Source organism: Luteibacter sp. 621 (genome assembly GCF_050435445.1).
Lineage (GTDB): Bacteria > Pseudomonadota > Gammaproteobacteria > Xanthomonadales > Rhodanobacteraceae > Luteibacter.
Genome location: NZ_JBNDKI010000005.1, coordinates 134,687 through 157,291 on the forward strand (window position 1 = coordinate 134,687; position 22,605 = coordinate 157,291).

Genomic DNA, 22,605 nt, shown 5'->3' on the forward strand with positions numbered 1-22,605 from the left:
CATGCCCACCCTTCGCCACCTCGCTGAATCCGACCGCTTCGCGGATGTCATCCGCGTACTGCTGGCGCTGGGCGGGGTGGCGGCCTGGTGCACCCTGCATGGCCCTGCGGACGCCATTGTCCCGGCGCTGCTCGGCGCCATCGCCTGCGCGCTGGCCGAAACGGACGATGCATGGCGCGGGCGCCTCCGCGGGCTCCTGGTCACACTGATCTGTTTCGCCCTCGCTGCCAGTGCCGTAAAGGCGGCGATTGGCACACCCATCGTGTTTGCACTGCTCCTGCCGGTGGGCACGTTCCTGCTGGTCATGCTCGGCGCTGCCAGCGGCCGGTACGCCACCATCGCCACGGCGACACTCATCCTCGCCGTGTACACGATGATCGCCTCGGATGCCGCGAATGGCCACGGCGCCGAGGAGACATTCGCCCTCGTCGCCGGCGCGGCCTGGTACGGCATCCTTTCGCTGTCGTGGAGCGCACTGGCGCCCCAGCGCGCGGTACGCCATGCGCTGGCACGGCTGTTCGAATCACTGGCCGTGCTGATCGAGGCCAAGGCGGCGCAGTTCGAACCCGTGCGCGGGCTCGACCATGAGGCGCTCGCGGTCGAATTCTCGCGCCGCAACCAGCGCACCGTGCAAGCACTGACCGAAGTCCGCGTGGCGCTTATCGATCGCATCGGACGGCGCCAGCCACGTGGCCGCGCCGCATCGCGCCTGGCCATGTTCTTCGTGGCCCAGGATATCCACGAGCGAATTACCTCCTCGCACTACCCCTACGACGAGCTGGCCGACGCGCTGTACCACAGCGACCTCATGTTCCGATTCGGCCGGCTGCTACGGCTGCAGGCGGGCGCCTGCCGTGAACGCGCCGCCGCCATACGCACGGGCGCTCCCCTACGCTCCATCGCACTTCCGCGCGCTGCGCTGGATGACTTGCGCGATGCATTGGCGTTCCACCAACAGATGACCGTCGCTGGCGGCGCGCTCGACGACGCGCTGGTTGCACTGTTCCGGAACATGGAAGGGCTGCAGGCCCTTATTGCCGATGAAGGCAGCCTGCGCGAAGACACGGATATCGCGCTACAAGGCAACGAGCCGACGTCGCTGGGCGATGCGCTACGTCGTGTACGCCTGCGCCTGAATCGCCGCTCGATGCATTTCCGCCATGCCGTACGCCTGGCCATGGGCATGCTGGGTGGCTACCTCGTGATGCTTGCCCTGCACCCCTTGCACGGGTACTGGATCCTGCTGACCACGCTGTTCGTGTGCCAGCCAGGCTATGGCGCGACACGACGGCGCTTCGTCCAGCGCATCGTCGGCACTACCGCGGGCCTCGTCCTCGGCTGGGCCCTGCTGCGGGCGCTACCGGGGGGCGACTGGCGCCTGCCGGTACTGGTCGCCACGGGTGCGGCGTTCTTTGCCTTCCGCCTGCGCCGCTATGCGTTCGCCACGGGCGCCATCACGCTGTTTGTCCTGCTCTGCTTCGATCGCGTCGGTGCAGGCTACGACGCGATCGGCCCACGCCTGCTCGATACGCTCCTCGGCGCGCTGGTCGCCGCCGTAGCCATTCGTTACGTGTTGCCCGATTGGCGGGTGCGCCGGCTGGACGACCTGGTGGCCGACGCACTCCTCGCCTACGGCCGGTACCTCGAACGCATTGCCGAACAGTACGCCTCCGGCCGCGACGACGACCTGCCCTACCGCATCGCCCGGCGCGATGCCCACGCAGCGCAGGCCGTGGTCGCCGGAAACGTGGCCGAGCTGTTGGGCGAGCCAGGCCATGCCCCCGGCCAGGGCGAGCGGGCGCTGCGCTTGCTGGCGGCGTTGCAGGCAGCGCTCTCCCACCTCTCCACCCTGGGCACCCATCGCGAGGCGATTGGCGCAGAGGAAGCCCGCGTCGCTTGCGATACCGCACGCCATGTCGCCTTTGGCCTCGATACCCTGGCCGAACACATGCGCTCAGGCACGCCCGCCCCGCCCATGGGTACTCCCCAAGTTGGCGAAGAAACCTCGCTGCGCACTCGCTCGGCGGGTGAAACGCTACGGTTGTTTGATCGCCAGTGCCAGTTGCTGGCTCGCGTACACGACCGTATCGCGGCCATCGCACAAGGCTGATTGTTGCGACGCGCCGTGGCTCGGCGGCGCCAAAACGCTAGCATGGCGGGGATTTCCCCCGCCTTTTCCCCGGAGTTGCCCCCATGCGTCCGTTTTCCCTTGGCGAAGATCTCGACCTCCTGCGCGAAACCGTCCGCGCGTTCGCCGAAAAGGAGATCGCCCCCCGTGCCGACCGTATCGACCGCGAAAACCACTTCCCGGAAGACCTGTGGGCCAAGCTCGGCGACATGGGGCTGCTCGGCATCACCATCCCCGGTGAGCTCGGCGGCTCCGACCTGGGCTTCCTGGCGCACATGGTGGCCATGGAGGAGATCTCCCGCGCCTCGGCATCGGTAGGCCTTTCCTACGGCGCCCACTCCAACCTGTGCGTGCAGAACATCTACCACAACGGTACCGAGGAACAGCGCCGCAAGTACCTGCCCAAGCTGGCCTCCGGTGAATGGATCGGTGCGCTGGCCATGAGCGAGCCCGGTGCGGGCTCCGACGTGGTCGGATCGATGAGCTGCAAGGCCGAGCTCGTGGGTGATACCTGGGTGGCCAATGGCTCGAAGATGTGGATCACCAACGGGCCCGACGCGGATGTGCTGCTGGTTTACATGCGCACCGCACCACGTGCCGCGGGTAGCCGCTGCATGACCGCGTTCATTGTCGAAAAAGGCATGAAGGGCTTCTCCACCGCGCAGAAGCTGGACAAGCTGGGCATGCGCGGCTCGAACACCTGTGAACTCGTGTTCGAGAACTGTGAGATTCCTGCCGAGAACATCGTCGGCGAAGTCAACGAAGGCGTGCGCGTGCTCATGAGTGGCCTGGATACCGAACGCCTTGTGCTTTCCGGTGGCCCGATCGGCATCATGCAGGCCGCCGTGGACCTGGTGCTGCCCTACGTGCGCGAGCGAAAGCAGTTCAACGCGCCGATCGGTACCTTCGGCCTCATGCAGGGCAAGGTGGCAGACATGTACACGGCATTGCAGTCATCGCGTGGCTTTGCCTACATGGTGGCTCAGCAGTTCGACAACGGCGTGAAGTCGCGTATCGACCCGGCGGCGTGCCTGCTCAACGCATCGACGAACGCCGTGATGGTCGCGCTGGAAGCGATCCAGGCGCTCGGCGGCAACGGCTATATCAACGAGTTCCCGGCGGGCCGCCTGTTGCGCGATGCGAAACTGTACGAGATCGGCGCAGGCACCAACGAAATCCGCCGCATGCTGATCGGCCGCGAGCTGTTCCACGGCAAGTCCTGATCCGACGGTATCGCGCGCAAGCACGCTCCCCGCAGGAGCGCGCTTGCGCACGATGGCTTACCAGTTGACGCGAAGGCTAGCCGTCGCCGAGCGCGAATGGTCGCGACTGGCAAAACGCTGGTCGACACCGAACGCCAGTTGCGTACGCGAGCCGATATCCATGCCGGCGTTCAGACCAAACGTCGCTGCCTGCCTCGACAGGCCAATGCCTTCTACCGGCGCCCACTGCGACAGCCCGGTGTAGCGCGCGGAGAACACCTCACCGCGCGTGGCGAAGGCGTTCTGCCAGCCCAGCTTCATGTCCATGCGCAGCTTGCCGTACGAGGTGAGCCACGAACTGCCTGCACGCAGGCCGAAGCCCGCTTGCCAGCGGGACGTGGTGTGCCCTTCGGCAGCCAGGCCGAAGCCATCGCCACCCAGTTCCTGGAAGCTATCCCGCTGGATGCTGGCGTATTGGACATTCGCATACGGGGTGAAATCGAACGCGCCCGCATGCGTGCGATAGCCAAGTTCGCCGTAGGCCGAGCTGTAACGACCGTTGTTTTCGCCGCCAGTGAACGCGCCCCCCATGTCGCCAAAACGAAGCAGGCGCTGGGTCTCGCCGTGGTAGTTACCGAACCCGACACGACCCACGCCGTACCAGTTCGCACCTTGCGTTCCCGCATAAAGTGAGCCTTCCGTCGTCCGATTGCGCTGGCGATCGTAGTTACCCGATAGCTGGCCACTGCTACGCATCTGCGACACAGCAATACCGGCGAAGCCGCTGGTACCCAGGCGGATGTCATTGCCCACCATGCTGCCGTCGATGTTGAAACCGACATTGCCAAACCCGCTACGGTTCAGCCCCCCCTGGGAACTGAGCGACTGGACCCACGCTCCGCCCTTGCCCATCGCATCCAGGTGCTGCATCAAAGCGTCATTGCCCGCATCGATACCTGCCAGGGTTACCGCCGTGCTCGCGGCGTAGAGCTGGCCTGACAGCGATTCGAGCGACGCCTGCGCGCTTTGTGTGGTCGCCGACTGCTGGATGCCGCCTGCGGCAATCAGCATCGACGTGTCGATAGCCCCTGCACCGCTCGCGCCAGCTGCGAGGTTGTTGCTTATCTGCGTCATGGCGCCATCGACGCGCTGGGCCGACGACGTGGCGGCAAGCGATTGCGACATGGTGGCGTTGGCTACGGCGGGGATGCCGAGCGACGTGGTATCCAGCCAGACTTCGGTGGGCGTGTACTGGAACGTGGATGTGACGAAGGCTCCGCCAACCAGGGTCGTGGCGAACTGCCCCTGGATGCTGCCAGCCGTAATGACCTGCTGGTGCGACGTTCGCGTGTAGTTCGCGACGGTACTCCGCATATCGATGGCGCCAGCGAGGCTCGCATTGCCGCCGATCGTGAGCGGCGCGCCAAGCACGAGGGAAAGGACGCCGCCACTCGTCTGCACGAAATTGCCATCGATATGCGCGCCGCTGGCGCCTATCTTGACCATGCCATCGGTCGTGAAGCTCCCATGCAGCGTCGCGTTGATCGAAGCATAGCCGGCGTGTCCCACGGTCAATGGGCTCGCCAGCTCGTTCATGACCACCAGCGTCGCCCCCTGGTCCACCGTAGTCGCACCGGTGTAGGTGTTGTTGCCCGTCAGCGTTAGCGTGCCGAAGCCGGTAACGTTCAGGCCACCCGCACCGGCGATCGCGTTGCTGAACGTCATTTGCATGGCATTGACGCTCGCGTCGAAGGTACCCCAGTCGAATCGGCCTGGGCCAAGCACTGCACGACCGACGTTCAGGCGGCCATAGCCATAGACCGCATCCGGGCCTGGGTCGCCAAGGTCGTCGGCGGTGCCGAGGATGATCTGCCTTACCGCGTTGTAGTCCAGGCTCGGAAACGCGCTGTGCACGACGGCAGCCGCACCAGACACCTGGGGAGCGGCCAGCGAGGTCCCTTCCCAAATCTGGTAGGTGGCGTTTCCGCTATTGGTGGTGCCTGCCGCAGCGACCACGACATCCCCCGGCGCCGCCAGGCAGTAGTTCTTCGCGATGCCGCAACGGTTGGAATACGACGCAATCTGCGTCGGGTTATTGCTATCCAGGGCGACGACCGTGAGCCACCCCTGCTCGACATCGGGCGCCCGTGACGGCAACGCGGCGACATCGGAAGGATCGGCACGGCCGTCGTTACCCGCAGCGAACACGAACAGATGCGCGCCGTTCGCCGTGAGGGGTGCGTAGGCATCGTGGAAGCTCTTGGTGGCGGCCGTATCCGTCGCGCCCCAATACACACCGCCCCAGGAATTATTCATGATACGGGCGCCCCGCGAGGCGACATCCGCATTCACCGTGCCGAGCGGATCCGCGCTGGTCGCCTGGTTACCCTGGCCGGAGCCGTCATCCGTCGGCGCCTTGTCATTGATGATGCGTGCCGACACGATGGTCGCCTGGGGTGCGACACCACCAGCGAAACTGCCGAAGGGAACACCCGCCACAATTTCCGCCACGGCCGTGCCATGGCCAACGACATCGTCGACGCCCGTGTTATTCGTCGAGGGATCGACGTAAATCAGTTCTGCGCTCACCCGACCGGAAAGGGCCGGATTCAGGTGCGCCACGCCCGTGTCAATGACGCCAATGGTTTCACCCTGTCCGTTGAAGCCAAGGTTGTGCGCCGTGGTGACGTTCGTGAGGCCAATCTGGGCATCCAGCGGAGGCTGCACCGGCGTGGTCGGCTGCGTGGGTGTGGTCGGCTGGGTCGGCGGTGTCACCACGCCACCCCCTCCGCCGCCACCGGTGCCGATCGTGGTGGGCTTGCTGCCGCCGCCCCCGCCGCACGCCGCCAGCCCCAGGCTCACGCATACGGCCAGCGCGAGTTCGCGCTGGCGCAGGATTGTCCTTGCCATCTTCGGTTGTCCCCAGGTTCGACATCAATGTCGCGCCACCGCCCCTTGCGGCGGCGCCCGGCGGAATCTTGGCACAAAATACTGCGGATCGTCCGTGAACGATGCGGCAGTGCGCATTGCCCGCCCCCGGCCCGCACTGCGATACTCCGCCGGTTTCCGTCCCCCCGGGGGCGGCCATCTGAAGTACCACGGAGTCCCCATGTCCGACATCGTCATCGCGGGTGCCAAGCGCACCGCCATCGGTTCCTTCCTTGGCCAGTTCACCGGCGTCCCCACGCCGGAGCTCGGCTCCATCGCCATCAAGGCGGCCCTTGAGCAGGCCGGCGTGGGTGTGGCGGACGTGAGCGAAGTGATCATGGGTTGCGTGCTGCCCGCCAACCTCGGCCAGGCGCCTGCGCGCCAGGCGTCGCTCAAGGCCGGCCTGCCCGTGTCCACCGGTGCCACCACCATCAACAAGGTATGCGGATCCGGCATGAAGGCGATCATGCTAGCCCACGACCTGATCAAGGCCGGTTCGGCCTCGGTTGTCGTCGCCGGTGGCATGGAATCGATGACGAACGCGCCGCACATGGTGAACGCCCGTACCGGCATCCGCTATGGCGATGGCCAGCTCGTAGACCATATGGCATGGGATGGTCTCACCAACCCGTACGACGGGAAGTCCATGGGCGTGTTCGGCGAGCAGTGCGCCGATAAGTACCACTTCACGCGCGAAGAGCAGGATGCTTACGCCATCGCCTCGGTGGACCGCGCCAAGGCCGCCCAGGCCGCTAACGCGTTCGCCAACGAAATCGTTCCGGTCACGGTGCAGGGCCGCAAGGGGCCCCAGGATTTCGTGGAAGATGAGCAGCCTGGCCGCTCCGATACCGCGAAAATCCCGACCCTGCGCGCCGCATTCCGCAAGGAAAACGGAACCATTACCGCGGCCAGCTCTTCCAGCATCTCCGATGGCGCTGCGGCACTCGTGCTGATGTCCGCCGACGACGCCAAGGCGAAAGGCACCAAAGCGCTGGCGCGCGTCGTGGCGCACGCGACCCACTCGCAGGAGCCCGAATGGTTCACCACCGCACCCGTGGGCGCGATCCAGAAAGTGCTCGCCAAGGCTGGGTGGAAGGTGGAGGACGTCGACCTGTTTGAGATCAACGAAGCGTTCGCCGTGGTCCCCATGGCGGTGATGCGCGAGCTTGGCGTGGCGCACGACAAGATCAATGTGAACGGCGGCGCATGCGCCCTGGGCCACCCGATCGGCGCCAGCGGCGCCCGCATTGTCGTGACTCTTCTCAATGCGTTGACGGCCCGTGGGGCAAAAAGGGGCGTCGCCTCGCTGTGTATCGGTGGCGGCGAAGCAACGGCTATCGCCATCGAACTGGTGTGAAGCCTACGTCGAAAGAACGGGTGTTATTAGCGTCAGCATCACGCGATTTACATGGGCTTTAATGCGCCCTGAAGCAAATCCCGCCGATGCTGGCGATGCCCAGATAACTGAGCTATTAATGTGCCCGCCTAACGGCATTCCACGGCTAAGGAGAACCACAATGAATTTTACGCGTACCCTTCTCGCCTCCGGGCTCGTCGCGCTTCTGGCAGCTTGCAGCAACGGCGCGCAGGATTCCGCGCAGGATGCCCAGAAGTCGGCCGCCGACGCCCAGCAGCAGGCTGACAAGGCGCAGCAGGCGGCTGATCAGTCGCAGAATGCCGCGACCTCGCAGGCCGCCGACCAGGCCCAGCAGTCGGCTGACCAGGCCAAGGACGCCGCCGCTCAGGCCCAGAACGCCGCTTCGGCATCGACCGCCGGTGGCACGCCGGAAGCCGCCAAGGACGCCGCATCCAACGCAGCTGACCAGGCTGACAAGTCGGCAGACCAGGCTAAGGACGCCGCGTCCAACGCCAAGGATGCCAAGGACGATTCCACCAAGAAGTAATCCGCCAGCGGATTGTTTCGGGAAAGCGGCCACCTCCGGGTGGCCGTTTTTTTGCCCGTAGCCTGCCGCAGCGCAGCGTTTTCCCGTGGCATTGCGCCGCTATGATGGTGGTTTGATCCGCTCGAAGACGGCCCATGCCTATCCTCACGTCGCAGCTCGATACTCGCTCTCCCGAATTCCAGGCCGCCAGCCTGCGCTTGCGCACGCTCACCGATGACCTGCGCGAGACCTTGAAACGTACCGCCGAGGGCGGCGGGGCCAAGGCACGCGAGAAGCACGTGGCACGCGGCAAGCTGCTGCCGCGCGAGCGCATACGCGCCCTGCTCGACCCAGGCTCGCCTTTCCTCGAAATTGCCCCGCTCGCCGCACACGGTATGTACGATGACGCCGCGCCCGCTGCGGGCGTCATCGCCGGCATTGGCCGGGTGATGGGCCAGGAGGTCGTCGTTCTGGCGAACGATGCTACCGTCAAGGGCGGCACCTACTTTCCCATGACGGTGAAGAAGCACCTGCGTGCGCAGGAAGTTGCCATGGAAAACCGGCTGCCCTGCATTTACCTGGTGGATTCCGGCGGCGCGTTCCTGCCACTTCAGGATGAAGTATTCCCCGATCGTGAACATTTCGGCCGCATCTTCTACAACCAGGCGCGCATGAGCGCGCAGGGTATCCCGCAGATTGCCGTGGTCATGGGCTCGTGCACTGCTGGTGGTGCGTACGTTCCAGCCATGAGCGACGAGACCATCATCGTGCGCGAGCAGGGTACGATTTTTCTTGGTGGCCCACCGCTGGTAAAGGCGGCTACGGGCGAAGTCGTCGATGCCGAAGCGCTGGGCGGAGCCGACGTACACACGTCGGTGTCCGGCGTAGCGGATCACTTTGCTGAAAATGACGCGCACGCGCTTTCCATCGCGCGCGATATCGTCGGCTCGCTAAACCACATGAAGAAAATGCCGCTCGCCGTGCGGCCTCCGCTGGAACCCCGCTTCGCCGCGGAAGAGCTCTACGGTGTGATTCCGGAGGACACCCGGCGCCCGTTTGATATCCGGGAAGTCATCGCGCGGGTGGTGGATGACTCGGAGTTTCACGAGTTCAAGGCTCGCTACGGCAAGACCCTGGTCACGGGCTTCGCGCACATCCATGGGTACCCGGTAGGCATCATTGCCAATAACGGCATCCTTTTCGGCGAGAGTGCGCAGAAGGGCGCGCACTTCATCGAACTGTGCAACCAGCGCAATGTGCCGCTGGTGTTCCTGCAGAACATCACCGGCTTCATGGTGGGCAAGAAATACGAAAACGCCGGCATCGCCAAAGATGGCGCGAAGATGGTGACTGCGGTGGCGTGCTCACACGTACCCAAGTTCACCGTGGTGATCGGCGGCTCGTTCGGTGCCGGCAACTACGCCATGTGCGGCCGCGCGTACGGTGCCCGTTTCCTGTGGATGTGGCCGAACGCGCGCATTAGCGTGATGGGTGGCGAACAGGCAGCCTCGGTGCTGGCGACGGTACGCCGTGACGGCATCGAGGCCGGCGGTGGCACATGGAGCGCGGATGAGGAAGAGGCGTTCAAGGCTCCCGTGCGCGAGCAGTACGAGCGCCAGGGCCACCCGTACTACGCCAGCGCACGCCTCTGGGACGACGGCATCATCGACCCGGCTGACACCCGCCGTGTACTTGGCCTGGCGATCTCAGCATCGCTCAACGCGCCCATCGAACAAGGCCGTTTCGGCGTTTTCCGCATGTAACGCATGGCGCAGGAGCGCGCTTGCGAATGATGGCGTTCACGACAAGTACCCATCGCGCGCAAGCGCGCTCCTACAAGTTCAGGTTTCAGTTACAAAGTAGCTGTAAGTCCCTGCCCCATCGACATTCCGTACCAGCGTGATAACCTCGCCGGTCCATGTCCGACACGACCGCACGCACGGCTCCCGAGATCTTCACGCCCTCCGGCTTGAACCGGTTGGTGCGCGATCTGCTGGAAGACGCCCTGCCCGTCGGCGTGTGGATCGAGGGCGAGCTTTCCAACGTCGCCCGCCCTGCCTCGGGGCATATCTACTTCACGCTGAAAGATGCCAACGCGCAGGTGCGCTGCGCCATGTTCCGCATGGCCGCGTCCCGGCTACGCTTTCGCCCGGCGGATGGCATGCACGTGCTCATTCGGGCCAAGGTGGGCCTGTACGAGGCGCGGGGCGAGTTCCAACTCGTTGCCGACCACATGGAGCCCGCTGGCGAAGGCGTGCTCCAGCGCGAATTTGAGCAGCTGAAGGCACGGCTCGGCGCGGAAGGCCTGTTCGACCCCGAGCGGAAGCGCGCCCTGCCCGCGTTTCCCCGCCGGATCGGCGTGGTCACCTCGCCCTCAGGCGCGGCCATACGCGATGTCCTCAGCGTGCTCGGCCGCCGCCTGGGGCTCGCCGAGGTCGACGTGCTACCGGTGCCCGTGCAGGGCCGGGAAGCGCCGCCGGCCATCGCCGCGATGCTCCGGCGAGCCTCTGCCAGTGGCCGCTACGATGTGATCCTGGTGACCCGTGGGGGCGGCTCCCTGGAGGACCTGTGGGCCTTCAACGATGAACAGGTCGCCCGCGCCATCCACGCGAGCGCCGTGCCCGTGGTTTCAGCGGTCGGGCACGAGGTCGATTTCACGATCGCGGATTTCGTGGCTGACCTACGCGCCGCCACTCCCTCGGCCGCCGCCGAACTGCTGGTACCTGATGGCGCCGATCTGGCCCGCCAACTGCAGCGTCTGCGCCAGCGCATGGCCACCCTGGTCGAGCGCCGCCTGCAGGCCGCCGCCCAACGTACGGACCACCTGCACGCGCGGCTCAACTCGCAGCGGCCACAGGCGTGGCTTGCCCGCGATGCACAGCGCCTGGAGGCCTTGCGTCGGCGCATGCACCACGCGATCAGCCAGGCCAACACCTTGCGCCACGCCAGAGTCGACCGGCTGCAGGCGCGCCTCGGCGCGCAGCACCCGCGGCTTCGCCTGGTACCGGTCGGGCTCCGCATTGCCGAGCTACGCCAGCGGCTCGCCACCGGCATGGCCCGCCGTATCGAACGCGACCGCCTGCGTGTTCAGCAACAGGGGCGCACGCTGCATGCCGTCAGCCCGCTGGCCACGCTGGAACGCGGCTACGCCATCGTGTTCGATGAACGCGATGCTGTCGTACGCCGGTCAGGCGATATCGCCATTGGAGAGCGGGTGCGCGTGATGCTGGCCGAAGGCCAGATGCACCTGGTGCGCGACGAGTAGCCGCCGCCCACGGCCGTTCCCCGGGCGGGCACGCGGCAAACCGCCTCACGACAAGTGAACGTCGCCGGTTGGATCATGGCGGGCATTGCCGCTAACGAGGCCCCCCGCCCATGCTCGAGAAGAGCTATCCCTATTACCTCGCCAACAAGGCCGTAAAAGCCAGGGCGAAGCTCGATGTGATCGACAAGTACACCGGTAAGGTCGCCACCCGCGTGGCGCTGCCGGATGCCGACGCACTGGAAAAGGCGATTGCAGCGGCTACAGCCGCCGCAGGTGCCATGAAGGCGTTCCGCCCCTGGCAGCGCCAGGCGGTGCTCGAGCACTGCGTGGCCCGCTTCCGCGAGCGCAAGGATGAACTTGCCTATGCACTCTGCGTCGAGGCCGGCAAGCCCATCAACGACGCGCATGGTGAGGTGACCCGGCTGATCGAGACGTTCAAGATCGCAGCCGAAGAAGCCGTGCGGATCAATGGCGAGACGATTAACCTGGAGATATCCGAACGTGCCAACGGCTACCAGGGGTTCACGCGCAAGGTGCCGCTTGGTCCGGTAGCGTTTATCACGCCATTCAATTTCCCGCTGAACCTGGTAGCGCACAAGGTGGCGCCGGCCATCGCCGCAGGCTGCCCGTTTGTGTTGAAACCGTCGGAGCGCACACCTTTGGGCGCCCTGATCATTGGTGAGATCCTTGCGGAAACCGACCTGCCCAAAGGCGCGTTCTCGGTGCTCCCACTGGACGGAAAGGCGGCGGCACCGCTGGTCACCGATCCGCGCCTCAAGCTGCTTTCCTTCACCGGCGGCCTTATCGGCTGGGACCTCAAGGCGCAGGCCGGGCACAAGAAGGTCACCCTGGAACTCGGCGGAAACGCCGCGTGCATCATCGATGCCGATCAGGGCGACCGGCTGGACGCCGTGGTGGACCGACTGGTGTTCGGCGCATTTTATCAATCGGGGCAAAGCTGCATCAGCGTACAGCGCATCGTCGCCCATGATGATGTGTACGACGCGCTCAAACGCAAGCTCGTCGCGAAAGTGGCGGCATTGAAGGCTGGCGACCCAAAGAAAAAGAGCACCTTCCTCGGGCCGATGATCGATGAGGCCGCGGCGCAACGGCTGGAATCATGGATCGCCGAAGCAAAGAAAGGCGGCGCCCGCCTGCTGTGCGGCGGCGGACGCAAGGGTTCGATGCTGGAAGCCACGTTGATGGACAAGGTTCCACGCGATGCGAAACTGCAACGCATGGAAGCGTTCGGCCCGGTCGCCATCCTCGAGCGTTTCATGACGTTCGATGAGGCCGTGCGAATCGTCAACGATTCGGATTTCGGTTTGCAGGCGGGCGTGTTCACTAACGACCTGCGCCACGCCATGCTTGCCTGGGATGCGCTCGAACAAGGCGGCGTGATCGTCAACGACGTGCCCAGTTTCCGCGTGGACAACATGCCCTACGGCGGCGCCAAGTCCTCGGGCATAGGCCGCGAAGGCGTCCGCTATGCGATCGAAGACATGAGCGAGTTGCGGCTGCTGGTGATGCGCGACGTGTAATACCGTCACGCTGGAGGCGCAAGGCTACCGATCAGCGTGGGAATGAGCTCCGATACCGTCGGATGAATCGGCACGGCCCACTGGTACGTGTCGATCGTGGCGCCCGCGTTCATCATGTCGAGCACGCCATGGATGACCTCGTCGCCGCCCGTGCCCAGCACGGCAGCGCCGAGGATCTTCCGTGTCTCCGCATCGGCCACCATGGACATGAAACCCCAGGTCTCGCCCTTCTCCACCGCGCGGCCCACGCGCGTCATCAGTCGTTTGGCGACGAGTAGCGGCCGGCCCGTCTTGCGCGCCTGGGCTTCGGTAAGGCCAACGCGGCCCAGGGGCGGGTCCACATAGAGGGCATAGCCCAGGATGCGATCACTCACCTTGCGATCGGCGCCATCCATGAGGTTGGCCGCGACGATTTCATAGTCGTTCCAGGCGGTATGGGTGAATGCGCCTTTGCCGTTGCAGTCGCCCATCGCCCAGACACCGTCGGCGCTGGTTTTCAGGTGCTCATCAACGTTGATGTAACCGCGTTCGTCGACCTCTACGCCCGCCTTATCCAGCCCCAGGTCATCCGTATTCGGGCGCCGCCCCACGGCGAGCAGCACATGCGACCCCTCGACTTCCGGTGCGCCCTCGGTGCAATCCACGCCTACGGTTACGCGGTCTCCACGCTTGCCAAGGGTTATGCAGCAAGCACTGGTGCGCACTTCGATGCCTTCAGCCTCTAGAAACGCACGGATCTCGGCAGAGACGTCTTCATCTTCCTTACCGACCAGGCGCGGGCCCATCTCAACAACGGTGACCTTTGCACCGAAGCGTCGATACATCTGGGCGAACTCCAATCCTATGTAGCTGCCGCCGACCACGATCAGGTGCTCGGGCAACGTTTCCAACGGGATGATGGTGCTATTCGTCAGGTACTCGACCTGATCCAACCCGGGGAAATCGGGAACGTTGGCGCGGCCACCAACATTGAGAAAAACCTGCGGGGCTTCGATGATTTCTCCGTTGACTTCCAGTTGCCGCGGCCCCGTAAACCGGGCGTGCCCGCGGATGAGTGTTAACCCCGGCATGGAAGCCAGCCAATCCTCGTTGCCCTTGCGTGAATCCAGGATCACCTTGCGCGCTCTGGCCGCAGCGATCGGCAGGTTGAAACGCACCGCGCCGGGATCGGTAGCGTATGCCACGCCGTACTCGGCTCCCCGTCGGGCGATGTGCGCCGCGTACGCGCTGGCCACGAGTGTCTTCGTCGGCTTGCAGCCGGTGTTCACGCAAGTGCCGCCAACCAGGTGGCGCTCGATGATCGCCACGGTCTTCCCGGCCCCGGTCAATCTGGCGGCAAGCGCCGGCCCCGCCTGACCTGCCCCAACGATGATGGCGTCGAACAAACGAGGCATGGCGCGCTCCTGCGGGTGGCGTAACGGTGGATCGGATCAGGATTGAATACACCCGGCGATAGCGAATGGCTTGCATGCGCATACCTCAGGGTGAATCGCTACCCCTAAGCCTACAACGTGTAGGGGATCAGCCATCAGAGAACGCGGCGACGGCTGATAGAAACACGTCGCGACGGAGCCATATAGTCAACACATCAGTGCCGGCGCGTCGGGCCCCCGCAAGCGTTCAAACTGTTAGCCATCGTTGTTTGTCAGACTTCGAATGAGTAGATCTCAATGAGCCAACGAACCATCACCCGTGACAAGCGCTTGCGCAACCGCCGCGCACGCACTTCCGGTGGCCGCTACAGTGGCCCGCATGACCAAAACATGGAAGCCCGCGTCCAGAGTCTCGAGACAAACGTTGGCGAGATCCGGCAACGTCTCACCCGTATCGAGACGACCCTCGGCCATGTCGCAACGGTCGAATCCATGGCGCAACTCTCGTCAGAGCTCAGGCAGGCCATCGAAGCGCAGGGCACGCGGGCCGAAGGTATCCGTTCGGATCTGATCACCCGGATCGAGGGGTCGCGCTCGGACCTTACCAAGCACATTGAGGGTGTCCGCTCGGACCTTACGAAGCACATTGAGGGCGTTCGCTCGGAACTGACGAAGCACATTGAGGGCGTTCGCTCGGAACTTACCATCAACATGCAGGGCGTCCGCGCCGATCTGACCAAGTGGTTCGTAACGATTGCCGTTACCCTGACGGCGGTGGCCTTTACCGCGGCGAAATACACGCACTAAGGGCTTGAATGGTGACCCCGGCCCGATTCGAACGGGCGACCTTCCCCTTAGGAGGGGGACGCTCTATCCAGCTGAGCTACGGGGCCAACGGGCGCCAAGGATAGCGTCTACGGGCCAATACGGCCAGAACGCAGACCTAAACCTTGTAGTACGAACGGTACCAGTCGACGAAATTGGCGACGCCTTCGGTCACGGGCACCTTGGGCCGGTAGCCCAGCTCTTCACGAAGGTCAGTCACGTCGGCCTCCGTATCCGGCACATCGCCCGCCTGTAGCGGCAGCAGGTTCATCACCGCCTCGCGCCCCAGGCACGCCTCAAGCGTTTTGATGTATGTGAGCAGCTCCACCGGGTGCTCATTACCGATGTTGAAGATGCGATACGGGGCCACCCCGCTGGTGGCCGGATCCGGGGCCATTGCATTCCATGCGTCGTCACGGGTCGCGGGGCTGTCCAGCGCCAGCACGACGCCTTCCACGATATCGTCGATGTACGTAAAGCTGCGCTTGTGGTGGCCGTGGTTGAACACATCGATGGGCTTGCCCTCGATGATGTTCTTCGTAAACAGGAACAACGCCATGTCGGGGCGGCCCCACGGGCCGTACACCGTGAAAAAACGCAGGCCGGTGCAAGGCACGCCGTAGAGGTGCGCGTAGCTATGCGCCATCTGTTCATTGGCTTTCTTCGTGGCGGCGTACAGCGTTAGCGGATGTTCCGTGGAACGGTGCTCTGAAAAGGGCATATCGCGGTTTGCGCCATATACCGAACTGGTCGAGGCAAACACGAGGTGTTTCACCCCGTGGTGGCGACACCCTTCGAGGATGTGCAGGAAACCGGTCACGTTGCTCGATACATAAACGTGCGGATTCTGTGCGGCGTAGCGCACCCCCGCCTGTGCGGCCAGGTGGACCACACGCTCCGGCTTGTGCTCAGCGAACACGCGTTCAACAGCGGTGCGGTCGGCCAGGTCACCCTGCACATGGGTGTACTTCGGGTGATCGATGAACCGCGCCAGGCGCGCCTGCTTCAGCGTCACGTCGTAGTAATCATTCATGCTGTCGAAGCCGATGACATCGTCACCGCGCTCAAGCAGCTTCATGGCGACATGGGAGCCGATGAAACCAGCCGTTCCCGTTACCAGTACTTTCATGGGTTAACGCCTTTGAATCAGGTGCGAACGGCCGTCCCGTCGCGCGCAACGTACCTTAGCATTACAGCCGTCCGTCGACGGATTCCTTAGGTAATATGCCTTTGATGTCATAGACGACCGCGCGGCCATTGGCGAGGGCCCGGATACCGGGGCCGCCCATCTGGCGGAATTCATCGTGCGCAACCGCCACCACGATCGCATCGTATTCACCCGCGCCAGGTGCCTGGGCAAGCACCGGCAAGCCATATTCGGCCATGCACTCCTCGGCATTGGCCCATGGGTCGTACACATCCACCCTGGCGCTGTAGCCCTCGAATTCCCGTACCAGGTCCACAACGCGCGTATTGCGCAGGTCCGGGCAGTTTTCCTTGAACGTAAGGCCCAGGACCAGGATCCGGCTATCGCGAATGGCGTGGCCCTTCCCGATCATGAGCTTGATCACTTCGCTGGCCACGTGGCTGCCCATGGCATCGTTGATACGACGGCAGGCCAGCAGAATGTCGGGGAAATAGCCGACAGCCTGTGCTTTCTGGATGAGGTAGTACGGATCCACCCCGATACAGTGCCCCCCGACAAGGCCTGGCTTGAACGGCAGGAAGTTCCACTTGGTGCCGGCGGCAGCGAGTACATCGGTCGTATCGATGCCCAGCCGGTGGAAGATCAACGCGAATTCGTTGATGAGCGCGATATTGGCATCGCGCTGGGTGTTCTCGATGACCTTGGCCGCCTCGGCCACCTTCAGCGAGGGCGCCTTATGCGTACCGGCGCGGATGATCAGCCGGTACAGCTCATCGACAAAATCTGCGGTTTCCGGCGTCGACCCGGAGGTGATCTTGGGAATCGTGGTAAGGCGACGCTCCCGATCGCCCGGGTTGATGCGCTCCGGGCTATAGCCGGCGTGGAAATCCGTATTGAAGCGCAGCCCGGAAGTGCGCTCCAGGGCGGGGACACAGATTTCCTCGGTGGCCCCGGGATACACCGTGGATTCGTAGATCACGATATCGCCATGGCGCAACACCGTGCCGATCGCCTCGCTGGCGCGGATCAATGGGCCGAAATCCGGCCGTTTATGCTCGTCGACCGGAGTGGGCACCGTCACGATGTACACATTGGCATCGGCGATGTCGCCCAGATCGGACGTTACCCGCAAGTGGGTCGCGGCGTGGATTTCGTCCGCCGAGGTCTCTTGGGTATGGTCGCGGCCCTCGCGCAGGGCGGCGATACGACGCGCGTCGATGTCGTAACCCTGGGTGGGCAGGATCTTGCCGAATTCCACCGCCAGCGGCAGGCCCACATAGCCCAGCCCCACGACGGCGATCCTTACGTTGTTCATTGGCACCCGGCCCCGTGGCGTGGGTCAAAGGGCGCCAGAGTACCTTCTCGCCCGGCGCTTTACGACACCGCGCCACGCCGCCGGAGGACGGTGGCTCAGCGTGCGGGGTAGCCAGACCCATCAGCGCGCTGAGGAAAACCGCCGTGCCGGCATGGCGGGCACCCTGCTGGGGCGTTTGGCATCGCTCCCAAACGGCCGCCATACACCGTCCGCACCTTCGATCCCGATGCTGGCGTTGCCCCCCTCGGCCGCCGCCCGGTTCACGGCAGTGAGCAAGGCGTCGTAACGGGAGTCGCAGCGGGCCACGATTCGCCCATCCACGCGGACCGGCCAACCCAGGTCGTCCTCGGGAAAATAGGGCACCTCATACAGGTGGGTCATCGCAAAACTCCAGCGTTATCAACAAATACAGCCAAAGCATGCACTTGCGTACGTCACCGGAGGGTCGCCGCAGGAACGTGCGGCATCTACGCCGCCATGACGTCCGTCCCGCGGCGCACAACAGGAGGTGAAGGGGGCGTTTGCTAGAATCCCCGTTTTCACATGAGGCGGACAACCTGTCCGCGCCTCGTCACAGGAGTCATCATGTCCGCCAAGATCCTCCAAGCGCTCGGTCTGAATGCCACCGAGTCCGGCACCTACCTCGGCCGCGGCGAATGGGCCGCCACGACCGATGCCGGCACGCTGTCGCCGACGAACCCGGCAACGGGCGAAGTGATCGCCACGGTGAACGCCTCGAGCGCGGCGGATTACGAGACCATCGTCCAGCGTGCCCAGGAAGCGTTCGCGGTGTGGCGCAACACGCCGGCCCCGCGCCGCGGCGAAGCGGTGCGGCTGTGTGGCGAAGCGCTGCGCAAGCACAAGGATGCGCTGGGTTCGCTGGTCGCGCTGGAAATGGGCAAGATCAAGCCGGAAGGCGATGGCGAAGTACAGGAGATGATCGATATCGCCGACTTCGCCGTGGGCCAGAGCCGCATGCTGTATGGCTACACCATGCACTCTGAGCGTCCTGGCCACCGCATGTACGAACAGTGGCACCCGGTGGGTCTGGTCGGCATCGTCAGCGCCTTCAACTTCCCGGTGGCCGTGTGGGCGTGGAACGCCTTCCTGGCGGCAATCTGCGGCGATATCTGCCTGTGGAAGCCGTCGCCGAAGACCCCGCTCTCGGCCATCGCCACCATGAAGATCTGCAACGAAGCCCTGAAGGAAGCCGGCTTCCCCGATATCTTCTTCCTGTTCAACGACGCCGGCACCACGCTGGCCGAGAAGTTCGTGGATGACAAGCGCATCCCGCTGATCAGCTTCACCGGTTCGACCAAGGTGGGCCGCATGGTGGGTGAGCGCGTCTCGCGCCGCATGGGCCGCAGCCTGCTGGAGCTGGGCGGCAACAATGCCATCGTCCTGGACAAGTCGGCCGACCTGAAGCTGGCCATCCCGGCCATCGTGTTCGGCGCCGTCGGCACGGCGGGCCAGCGCTGCACCAGCACGCGCCGCCTCATCGTGCACTCGTCCATCCATGATGCCGTGGTCGATACCCTGGTGAAGGCCTATGGCCAGGTGGAGCAGAAGATCGGCGACCCGACGCTGGCGACCACCCTGATGGGCCCGCTGAACAGCCCCGAGGCTGTCCAGGCGTTCGCGGCAGCCGTGGAGAAGGCAAAAGCAGCTGGCGGCAACGTCCGCACGGGCGGCAAGGCGTTGGCCGATCGCAAGGGCAACTTCGTGCTGCCGACGATTGTCACCGGCCTGGACAACGCCGATGAGGTGGTCCAGACCGAAACCTTCGCCCCGATCCTGTACGTGATGCCGTTCGATACCCTGGACGAAGCGATCGCCATGCAAAACGCCGTGCCGCAGGGTCTGTCCTCCGCTATCTTCACGCAGGACCTGAAGGCCGCCGAGCAGTATCTGTCTGCCGCCGGCTCGGATTGCGGTATCGCCAACGTCAATATCGGCACCTCCGGCGCGGAAATCGGCGGCGCCTTCGGCGGCGAGAAAGAAACCGGCGGTGGCCGCGAATCTGGCTCGGATGCCTGGAAGGTGTACATGCGCCGCCAGACCAACACCATCAACTACTCCGACGCGCTGCCGCTGGCCCAGGGCATCAAGTTCGAGTTCTAAGCACCCGAGGTACCGCCATGGCCGACCTGCGCTCCACGGAACGTTTCTCCGACCGCGTCGAGGACTATGTCCGCTACCGGCCGGATTACCCGCGGGCGCTGGTCGACTGGCTGCACGGCCTGGGCGTGAAACACGACTGGGCCGTGGCCGACGTGGGCGCGGGCACCGGCATCTCGAGCAAACTGTTCCTGGATGCCGGGCACCGCGTGACCGCGGTCGAGCCCAACGCCGCGATGCGTGCCGCCGCCACGCAATGGTTGGGTGGCGAGGGCCGCTTCCACGCAGTAGATGGCACCGCCGAAGCGACCGGGCTGGCGGATGCGTCCACGGATGTGGTGATCGCCGCGCAGGCCTTCCATTGGTTCGACCAGGCGAAGGTACGCGCCGAATTCGCCCGCATCCTCTCGCCGCGCGGCCTGGTCGCTATCTTCTGGAACACGCGCCGCCTGGTCGGCACGCCTTTCCTCGAGGGCTACGAGCGCCTGCTGCATGAATACGGCGTGGACTACGTGAGCGTGGCCGAGCGCTACGCCGATGATGACGCCATGGCCCGCTGGTTCGGCCACGGTTACCGTGGCATGGCATCGTTTCCGCACGGCCAGAAGCTGGATTACGACGCGTTGCAGGGCCGGCTCATGTCATCCTCGTACGCGCCCAAGCCGGGCCACCCCAACCACGAGCCGATGCTGGCTGCCCTGCGCTCGCTGTTTGACGCGACACAGGACGGCGGCACGGTCGATTTCGATTACGACACCCGCGTGTTCGCGGGCCGCCCGGACGCCTGATGTACGACCTGATCCGCCCCTTGTTGTTCAAGCTAGATGCCGAGACTGCCCACGGCCTCACGCTGTACGCCTCTGATGTTGCCGAACGCAGCGGCTTCTCGCACTTGGTGAACAAGCCACCCGCCGATCTGCCGGTCACCGTTTTTGGCATCACGTTTCCCAACCCGGTGGGCCTGGCCGCGGGCCTGGACAAGAACGGCGACCACCTCGACGGCCTGGCCGCGCTGGGCTTCGGCTTTGTCGAGATCGGTACGGTCACCCCCCGCCCGCAGGCGGGCAACGACAAGCCACGCATGTTCCGCCTGCCCGAGCACGAGGCAGTGATCAACCGACTCGGCTTCAATAACGGCGGTATCGATGCGCTGGTGCGCAATGTCGAAAAAGCCAGCTTCCGCGGCGTGCTGGGCATCAACATTGGCAAGAACAAGGACACCCCGAACGAGCGTGCCACCGACGACTACCTGGCGTGCCTGGAGCGGGCCTACCCGCTGGCCAGCTACATCACGGTGAATATTTCTTCGCCTAACACGCAGGGCCTGCGAGATCTGCAGGAAGAGGAAACACTGCGCCGCTTCATCGGCACGTTGCGCGATGCGCAGGAACGGCTCGCGAGCCGGCATGGCAAGCGCAAGCCCATGTTGCTGAAGATCGCGCCGGACCTGACCGAGTCCGAACTCGATGCCATTGCTGAAGTCCTGCTGGCATCAGGCATCGATGGCGTGATCTGCACCAACACCACGATCGATCGTGACCGCGTGGCGGGCCACCGCTTCGCCCACGAAACGGGTGGTCTATCCGGCAAACCTGTGTTCGAAAAATCCACCGCCGTACTGCGTGGCATGTCGAGGCGCCTGGGCGGCCGGCTCCCGATCATTGGCGTCGGCGGCATCCTCGACGGCGACGACGCCGCCACCAAGATGGAGGCTGGAGCCTCTCTGGTCCAGGTGTATTCCGGACTCGTCTATCGTGGCCCCAAACTGATCAACGAAGCGGTCGCGGAAATCCGCCGCCGTGGAATCCTCGCATGACCCTGAATAACGCACCCGTCGATATGGGGGGCTTCACCCTTACTTCGAATGCCCCGCTGGGCGGCCGCAACACGCTGCGCGTGGATGCCCGCGCAACCCTGCTGGCCGAAGTGCGCGACCCCATGAAGATTCCGGAGATCCTCGCCTTCCCTGCAGTGAAAGGCGGCAAGGTGCTGGTGCTCGGCGAAGGCAGCAACATGCTGATCAAGGGCGACTTTGACGGCACGGTGCTGGCCATGGCCAATGCCGGCGTCGAGACGTTCCAGCGCGATGACCGCGTGCTTATCCGCGTGGCCGCGGGCGAGCGCTGGGATGACTTCGTCCGCTGGTCGCTTGGCCAGGGCTATGCCGGGCTGGAAAACCTGATCCTGATCCCCGGTACCGTCGGTGCCGCTCCCATCCAGAATATCGGTGCCTACGGGGTGGAAGTGGCGGAATTCATCGATACGGTGGAGGCCTACGACACGCACGCCGGTGAATTCGTGGTGCTGGACAAAGCCGCGTGTGCTTTCTCGTACCGCGATTCCAGCTTCAAGCAACAGGCGGGCCGCTGGATCGTCGTGGCCGTGACTTTCGCCCTGCCACGCGAACGCCCGTTGTCGCTGGATTACGCCGGTATCCGCGAGGAAGTGGAGAAGATGGGGATCACCCGCCCCACCCCGTATCACGTCGCCGAAGCAGTGGTACGCCTGCGCTCACGCAAGCTGCCCGACCCGGCCGTGATCGGTAACGCCGGCAGCTTCTTCAAGAACCCCGTGATCGGCCAGGCCCAGGCCGATGCCCTGGCGCTGGCCCATCCTGGCCTGCCGGTATGGCCGCACGCAGGCGGTACGGCCAAGATCTCGGCCGGGTGGCTGATTGAAGCGGCCGGATTCAAGGGCGAGCGCGAGGGTGACGCCGGCATGTCCAACCGCCATGCGCTGGTGCTGGTGAACCACGGCAAGGCCACCGGGCCCCAGTTGTGGGCCTTCGCCCAGAAGGTCATCGCGGGCGTCCAGGCGCGGTTTGGCATCACGCTTGAGCCCGAGCCCCTCATCATCTGAAGCGCTCCCTGCAGGAGCGTG

The 22,605-nt window shown here is 64.7% G+C and carries 17 protein-coding genes and 1 tRNA gene; 12 read left to right on the plus strand and 6 right to left on the minus strand.

Annotated elements, in window-relative coordinates; all coding sequences use genetic code 11:
* Nucleotide 1 precedes the first annotated feature (1 nt).
* A complete protein-coding gene (gene yccS, locus ABIE56_RS08200; protein ID WP_429243321.1) occupies nucleotides 2–2,110 on the plus strand; it encodes a YccS family putative transporter in 2,109 nt (702 codons plus the stop codon).
* A gap of 83 nt (nucleotides 2,111–2,193) precedes the next feature.
* Nucleotides 2,194–3,351 carry an isovaleryl-CoA dehydrogenase gene (locus ABIE56_RS08205; RefSeq protein ID WP_429243322.1) on the plus strand — a complete coding sequence of 386 codons (1,158 nt, stop codon included), beginning with the start codon at nucleotides 2,194–2,196 and terminating at the stop codon, nucleotides 3,349–3,351.
* A gap of 57 nt (nucleotides 3,352–3,408) precedes the next feature.
* On the opposite strand, the gene ABIE56_RS08210 is transcribed toward ABIE56_RS08205, so the two are convergent.
* The gene (locus ABIE56_RS08210) at nucleotides 3,409–6,240 is read right to left on the minus strand and encodes a S8 family serine peptidase (protein WP_429243323.1); all 2,832 of its coding nucleotides are present in this window, start codon (nucleotides 6,238–6,240) and stop codon (nucleotides 3,409–3,411) included.
* Between the two features lie 199 nt (nucleotides 6,241–6,439).
* Between ABIE56_RS08210 and ABIE56_RS08215 the strand changes: the two genes are divergently transcribed.
* The 5 genes from ABIE56_RS08215 to ABIE56_RS08235 all read left to right on the plus strand — a co-directional run bounded on the left by ABIE56_RS08215 (nucleotide 6,440) and on the right by ABIE56_RS08235 (nucleotide 12,947).
* Entirely contained in the window at nucleotides 6,440–7,615 is a 1,176-nt protein-coding gene (locus ABIE56_RS08215) for a thiolase family protein (RefSeq protein WP_429243324.1), read from the plus strand.
* A 160-nt stretch (nucleotides 7,616–7,775) separates the two neighbouring features.
* Nucleotides 7,776–8,162: a hypothetical protein gene (locus ABIE56_RS08220; protein ID WP_429243325.1), complete on the plus strand. Its 387-nt coding sequence runs from the start codon at nucleotides 7,776–7,778 to the stop codon at nucleotides 8,160–8,162.
* A gap of 134 nt (nucleotides 8,163–8,296) precedes the next feature.
* Nucleotides 8,297–9,904, plus strand: a complete 1,608-nt coding sequence (locus ABIE56_RS08225; protein ID WP_429243326.1) for a carboxyl transferase domain-containing protein — start codon at nucleotides 8,297–8,299, stop codon at nucleotides 9,902–9,904.
* 155 nt (nucleotides 9,905–10,059) lie between these two features.
* Entirely contained in the window at nucleotides 10,060–11,406 is a 1,347-nt protein-coding gene (xseA, locus tag ABIE56_RS08230) for an exodeoxyribonuclease VII large subunit (RefSeq protein WP_429243327.1), read from the plus strand.
* Nucleotides 11,407–11,516: 110 nt separating this feature from the next.
* On the plus strand, nucleotides 11,517–12,947 hold the full coding sequence (locus tag ABIE56_RS08235; RefSeq protein ID WP_429243328.1) for an aldehyde dehydrogenase family protein: 1,431 nt from the start codon (nucleotides 11,517–11,519) through the stop codon (nucleotides 12,945–12,947).
* Nucleotides 12,948–12,952: 5 nt separating this feature from the next.
* Here the strand turns inward: ABIE56_RS08235 and ABIE56_RS08240 are convergent, their stop codons facing one another.
* Nucleotides 12,953–14,341 carry an FAD-containing oxidoreductase gene (locus ABIE56_RS08240; RefSeq protein WP_429243329.1) on the minus strand — a complete coding sequence of 463 codons (1,389 nt, stop codon included), beginning with the start codon at nucleotides 14,339–14,341 and terminating at the stop codon, nucleotides 12,953–12,955.
* 276 nt (nucleotides 14,342–14,617) lie between these two features.
* On the opposite strand from ABIE56_RS08240, the gene ABIE56_RS08245 reads away from it, so the two are divergent.
* Entirely contained in the window at nucleotides 14,618–15,127 is a 510-nt protein-coding gene (locus ABIE56_RS08245) for a hypothetical protein (RefSeq protein WP_429243330.1), read from the plus strand.
* Between the two features lie 9 nt (nucleotides 15,128–15,136).
* Here ABIE56_RS08245 and ABIE56_RS08250 read toward each other — a convergent pair.
* The 4 genes from ABIE56_RS08250 to ABIE56_RS08265 all read right to left on the minus strand — a co-directional run bounded on the left by ABIE56_RS08250 (nucleotide 15,137) and on the right by ABIE56_RS08265 (nucleotide 17,988).
* Nucleotides 15,137–15,213: transfer RNA gene (locus tag ABIE56_RS08250), tRNA-Arg, on the minus strand.
* 50 nt (nucleotides 15,214–15,263) lie between these two features.
* On the minus strand, nucleotides 15,264–16,274 hold the full coding sequence (locus ABIE56_RS08255) for an NAD-dependent epimerase (protein ID WP_429243331.1): 1,011 nt from the start codon (nucleotides 16,272–16,274) through the stop codon (nucleotides 15,264–15,266).
* A gap of 61 nt (nucleotides 16,275–16,335) precedes the next feature.
* Nucleotides 16,336–17,607, minus strand: a complete 1,272-nt coding sequence (locus ABIE56_RS08260) for a nucleotide sugar dehydrogenase (RefSeq protein ID WP_429243332.1) — start codon at nucleotides 17,605–17,607, stop codon at nucleotides 16,336–16,338.
* A gap of 120 nt (nucleotides 17,608–17,727) precedes the next feature.
* Entirely contained in the window at nucleotides 17,728–17,988 is a 261-nt protein-coding gene (locus ABIE56_RS08265; protein WP_429243333.1) for a hypothetical protein, read from the minus strand.
* Nucleotides 17,989–18,192: 204 nt separating this feature from the next.
* Between ABIE56_RS08265 and amaB the strand changes: the two genes are divergently transcribed.
* The 4 genes from amaB to murB are packed head-to-tail and all read left to right on the plus strand — an operon-like array spanning nucleotide 18,193 to nucleotide 22,584.
* Nucleotides 18,193–19,728, plus strand: a complete 1,536-nt coding sequence (gene amaB, locus ABIE56_RS08270) for an L-piperidine-6-carboxylate dehydrogenase (RefSeq protein ID WP_429243334.1) — start codon at nucleotides 18,193–18,195, stop codon at nucleotides 19,726–19,728.
* Nucleotides 19,729–19,745: 17 nt separating this feature from the next.
* A complete protein-coding gene (locus ABIE56_RS08275; RefSeq protein WP_429243335.1) occupies nucleotides 19,746–20,513 on the plus strand; it encodes a class I SAM-dependent methyltransferase in 768 nt (255 codons plus the stop codon).
* Complete coding sequence (locus tag ABIE56_RS08280) at nucleotides 20,513–21,541, plus strand: quinone-dependent dihydroorotate dehydrogenase (RefSeq protein WP_429243336.1); 1,029 nt, start codon at nucleotides 20,513–20,515, stop codon at nucleotides 21,539–21,541. The genes ABIE56_RS08275 and ABIE56_RS08280 overlap by 1 nt, the downstream gene beginning before the upstream one ends.
* Before the next feature lie 23 nt (nucleotides 21,542–21,564).
* Nucleotides 21,565–22,584 (plus strand): UDP-N-acetylmuramate dehydrogenase, encoded by a 1,020-nt coding sequence (gene murB / locus ABIE56_RS08285; protein WP_429243375.1) that lies wholly within the window; start codon nucleotides 21,565–21,567, stop codon nucleotides 22,582–22,584.
* The last annotated feature ends 21 nt before the right edge of the window (nucleotides 22,585–22,605 follow it).

What these genes read in the sequence shown, in the direction of transcription:
- yccS (WP_429243321.1), top strand. Translation starts at nt 2, where the DNA reads ATGCCCACCCTTCGCCACCTCGCTGAATCCGACCGCTTCGCGGATGTC.
- ABIE56_RS08205 (WP_429243322.1), top strand. Translation starts at nt 2,194, where the DNA reads ATGCGTCCGTTTTCCCTTGGCGAAGATCTCGACCTCCTGCGCGAAACC.
- ABIE56_RS08210 (WP_429243323.1), bottom strand. Translation starts at nt 6,240, where the DNA reads ATGGCAAGGACAATCCTGCGCCAGCGCGAACTCGCGCTGGCCGTATGC.
- ABIE56_RS08215 (WP_429243324.1), top strand. Translation starts at nt 6,440, where the DNA reads ATGTCCGACATCGTCATCGCGGGTGCCAAGCGCACCGCCATCGGTTCC.
- ABIE56_RS08220 (WP_429243325.1), top strand. Translation starts at nt 7,776, where the DNA reads ATGAATTTTACGCGTACCCTTCTCGCCTCCGGGCTCGTCGCGCTTCTG.
- ABIE56_RS08225 (WP_429243326.1), top strand. Translation starts at nt 8,297, where the DNA reads ATGCCTATCCTCACGTCGCAGCTCGATACTCGCTCTCCCGAATTCCAG.
- xseA (WP_429243327.1), top strand. Translation starts at nt 10,060, where the DNA reads ATGTCCGACACGACCGCACGCACGGCTCCCGAGATCTTCACGCCCTCC.
- ABIE56_RS08235 (WP_429243328.1), top strand. Translation starts at nt 11,517, where the DNA reads ATGCTCGAGAAGAGCTATCCCTATTACCTCGCCAACAAGGCCGTAAAA.
- ABIE56_RS08240 (WP_429243329.1), bottom strand. Translation starts at nt 14,341, where the DNA reads ATGCCTCGTTTGTTCGACGCCATCATCGTTGGGGCAGGTCAGGCGGGG.
- ABIE56_RS08245 (WP_429243330.1), top strand. Translation starts at nt 14,618, where the DNA reads ATGAGCCAACGAACCATCACCCGTGACAAGCGCTTGCGCAACCGCCGC.
- ABIE56_RS08255 (WP_429243331.1), bottom strand. Translation starts at nt 16,274, where the DNA reads ATGAAAGTACTGGTAACGGGAACGGCTGGTTTCATCGGCTCCCATGTC.
- ABIE56_RS08260 (WP_429243332.1), bottom strand. Translation starts at nt 17,607, where the DNA reads ATGAACAACGTAAGGATCGCCGTCGTGGGGCTGGGCTATGTGGGCCTG.
- ABIE56_RS08265 (WP_429243333.1), bottom strand. Translation starts at nt 17,988, where the DNA reads ATGACCCACCTGTATGAGGTGCCCTATTTTCCCGAGGACGACCTGGGT.
- amaB (WP_429243334.1), top strand. Translation starts at nt 18,193, where the DNA reads ATGTCCGCCAAGATCCTCCAAGCGCTCGGTCTGAATGCCACCGAGTCC.
- ABIE56_RS08275 (WP_429243335.1), top strand. Translation starts at nt 19,746, where the DNA reads ATGGCCGACCTGCGCTCCACGGAACGTTTCTCCGACCGCGTCGAGGAC.
- ABIE56_RS08280 (WP_429243336.1), top strand. Translation starts at nt 20,513, where the DNA reads ATGTACGACCTGATCCGCCCCTTGTTGTTCAAGCTAGATGCCGAGACT.
- murB (WP_429243375.1), top strand. Translation starts at nt 21,565, where the DNA reads ATGGGGGGCTTCACCCTTACTTCGAATGCCCCGCTGGGCGGCCGCAAC.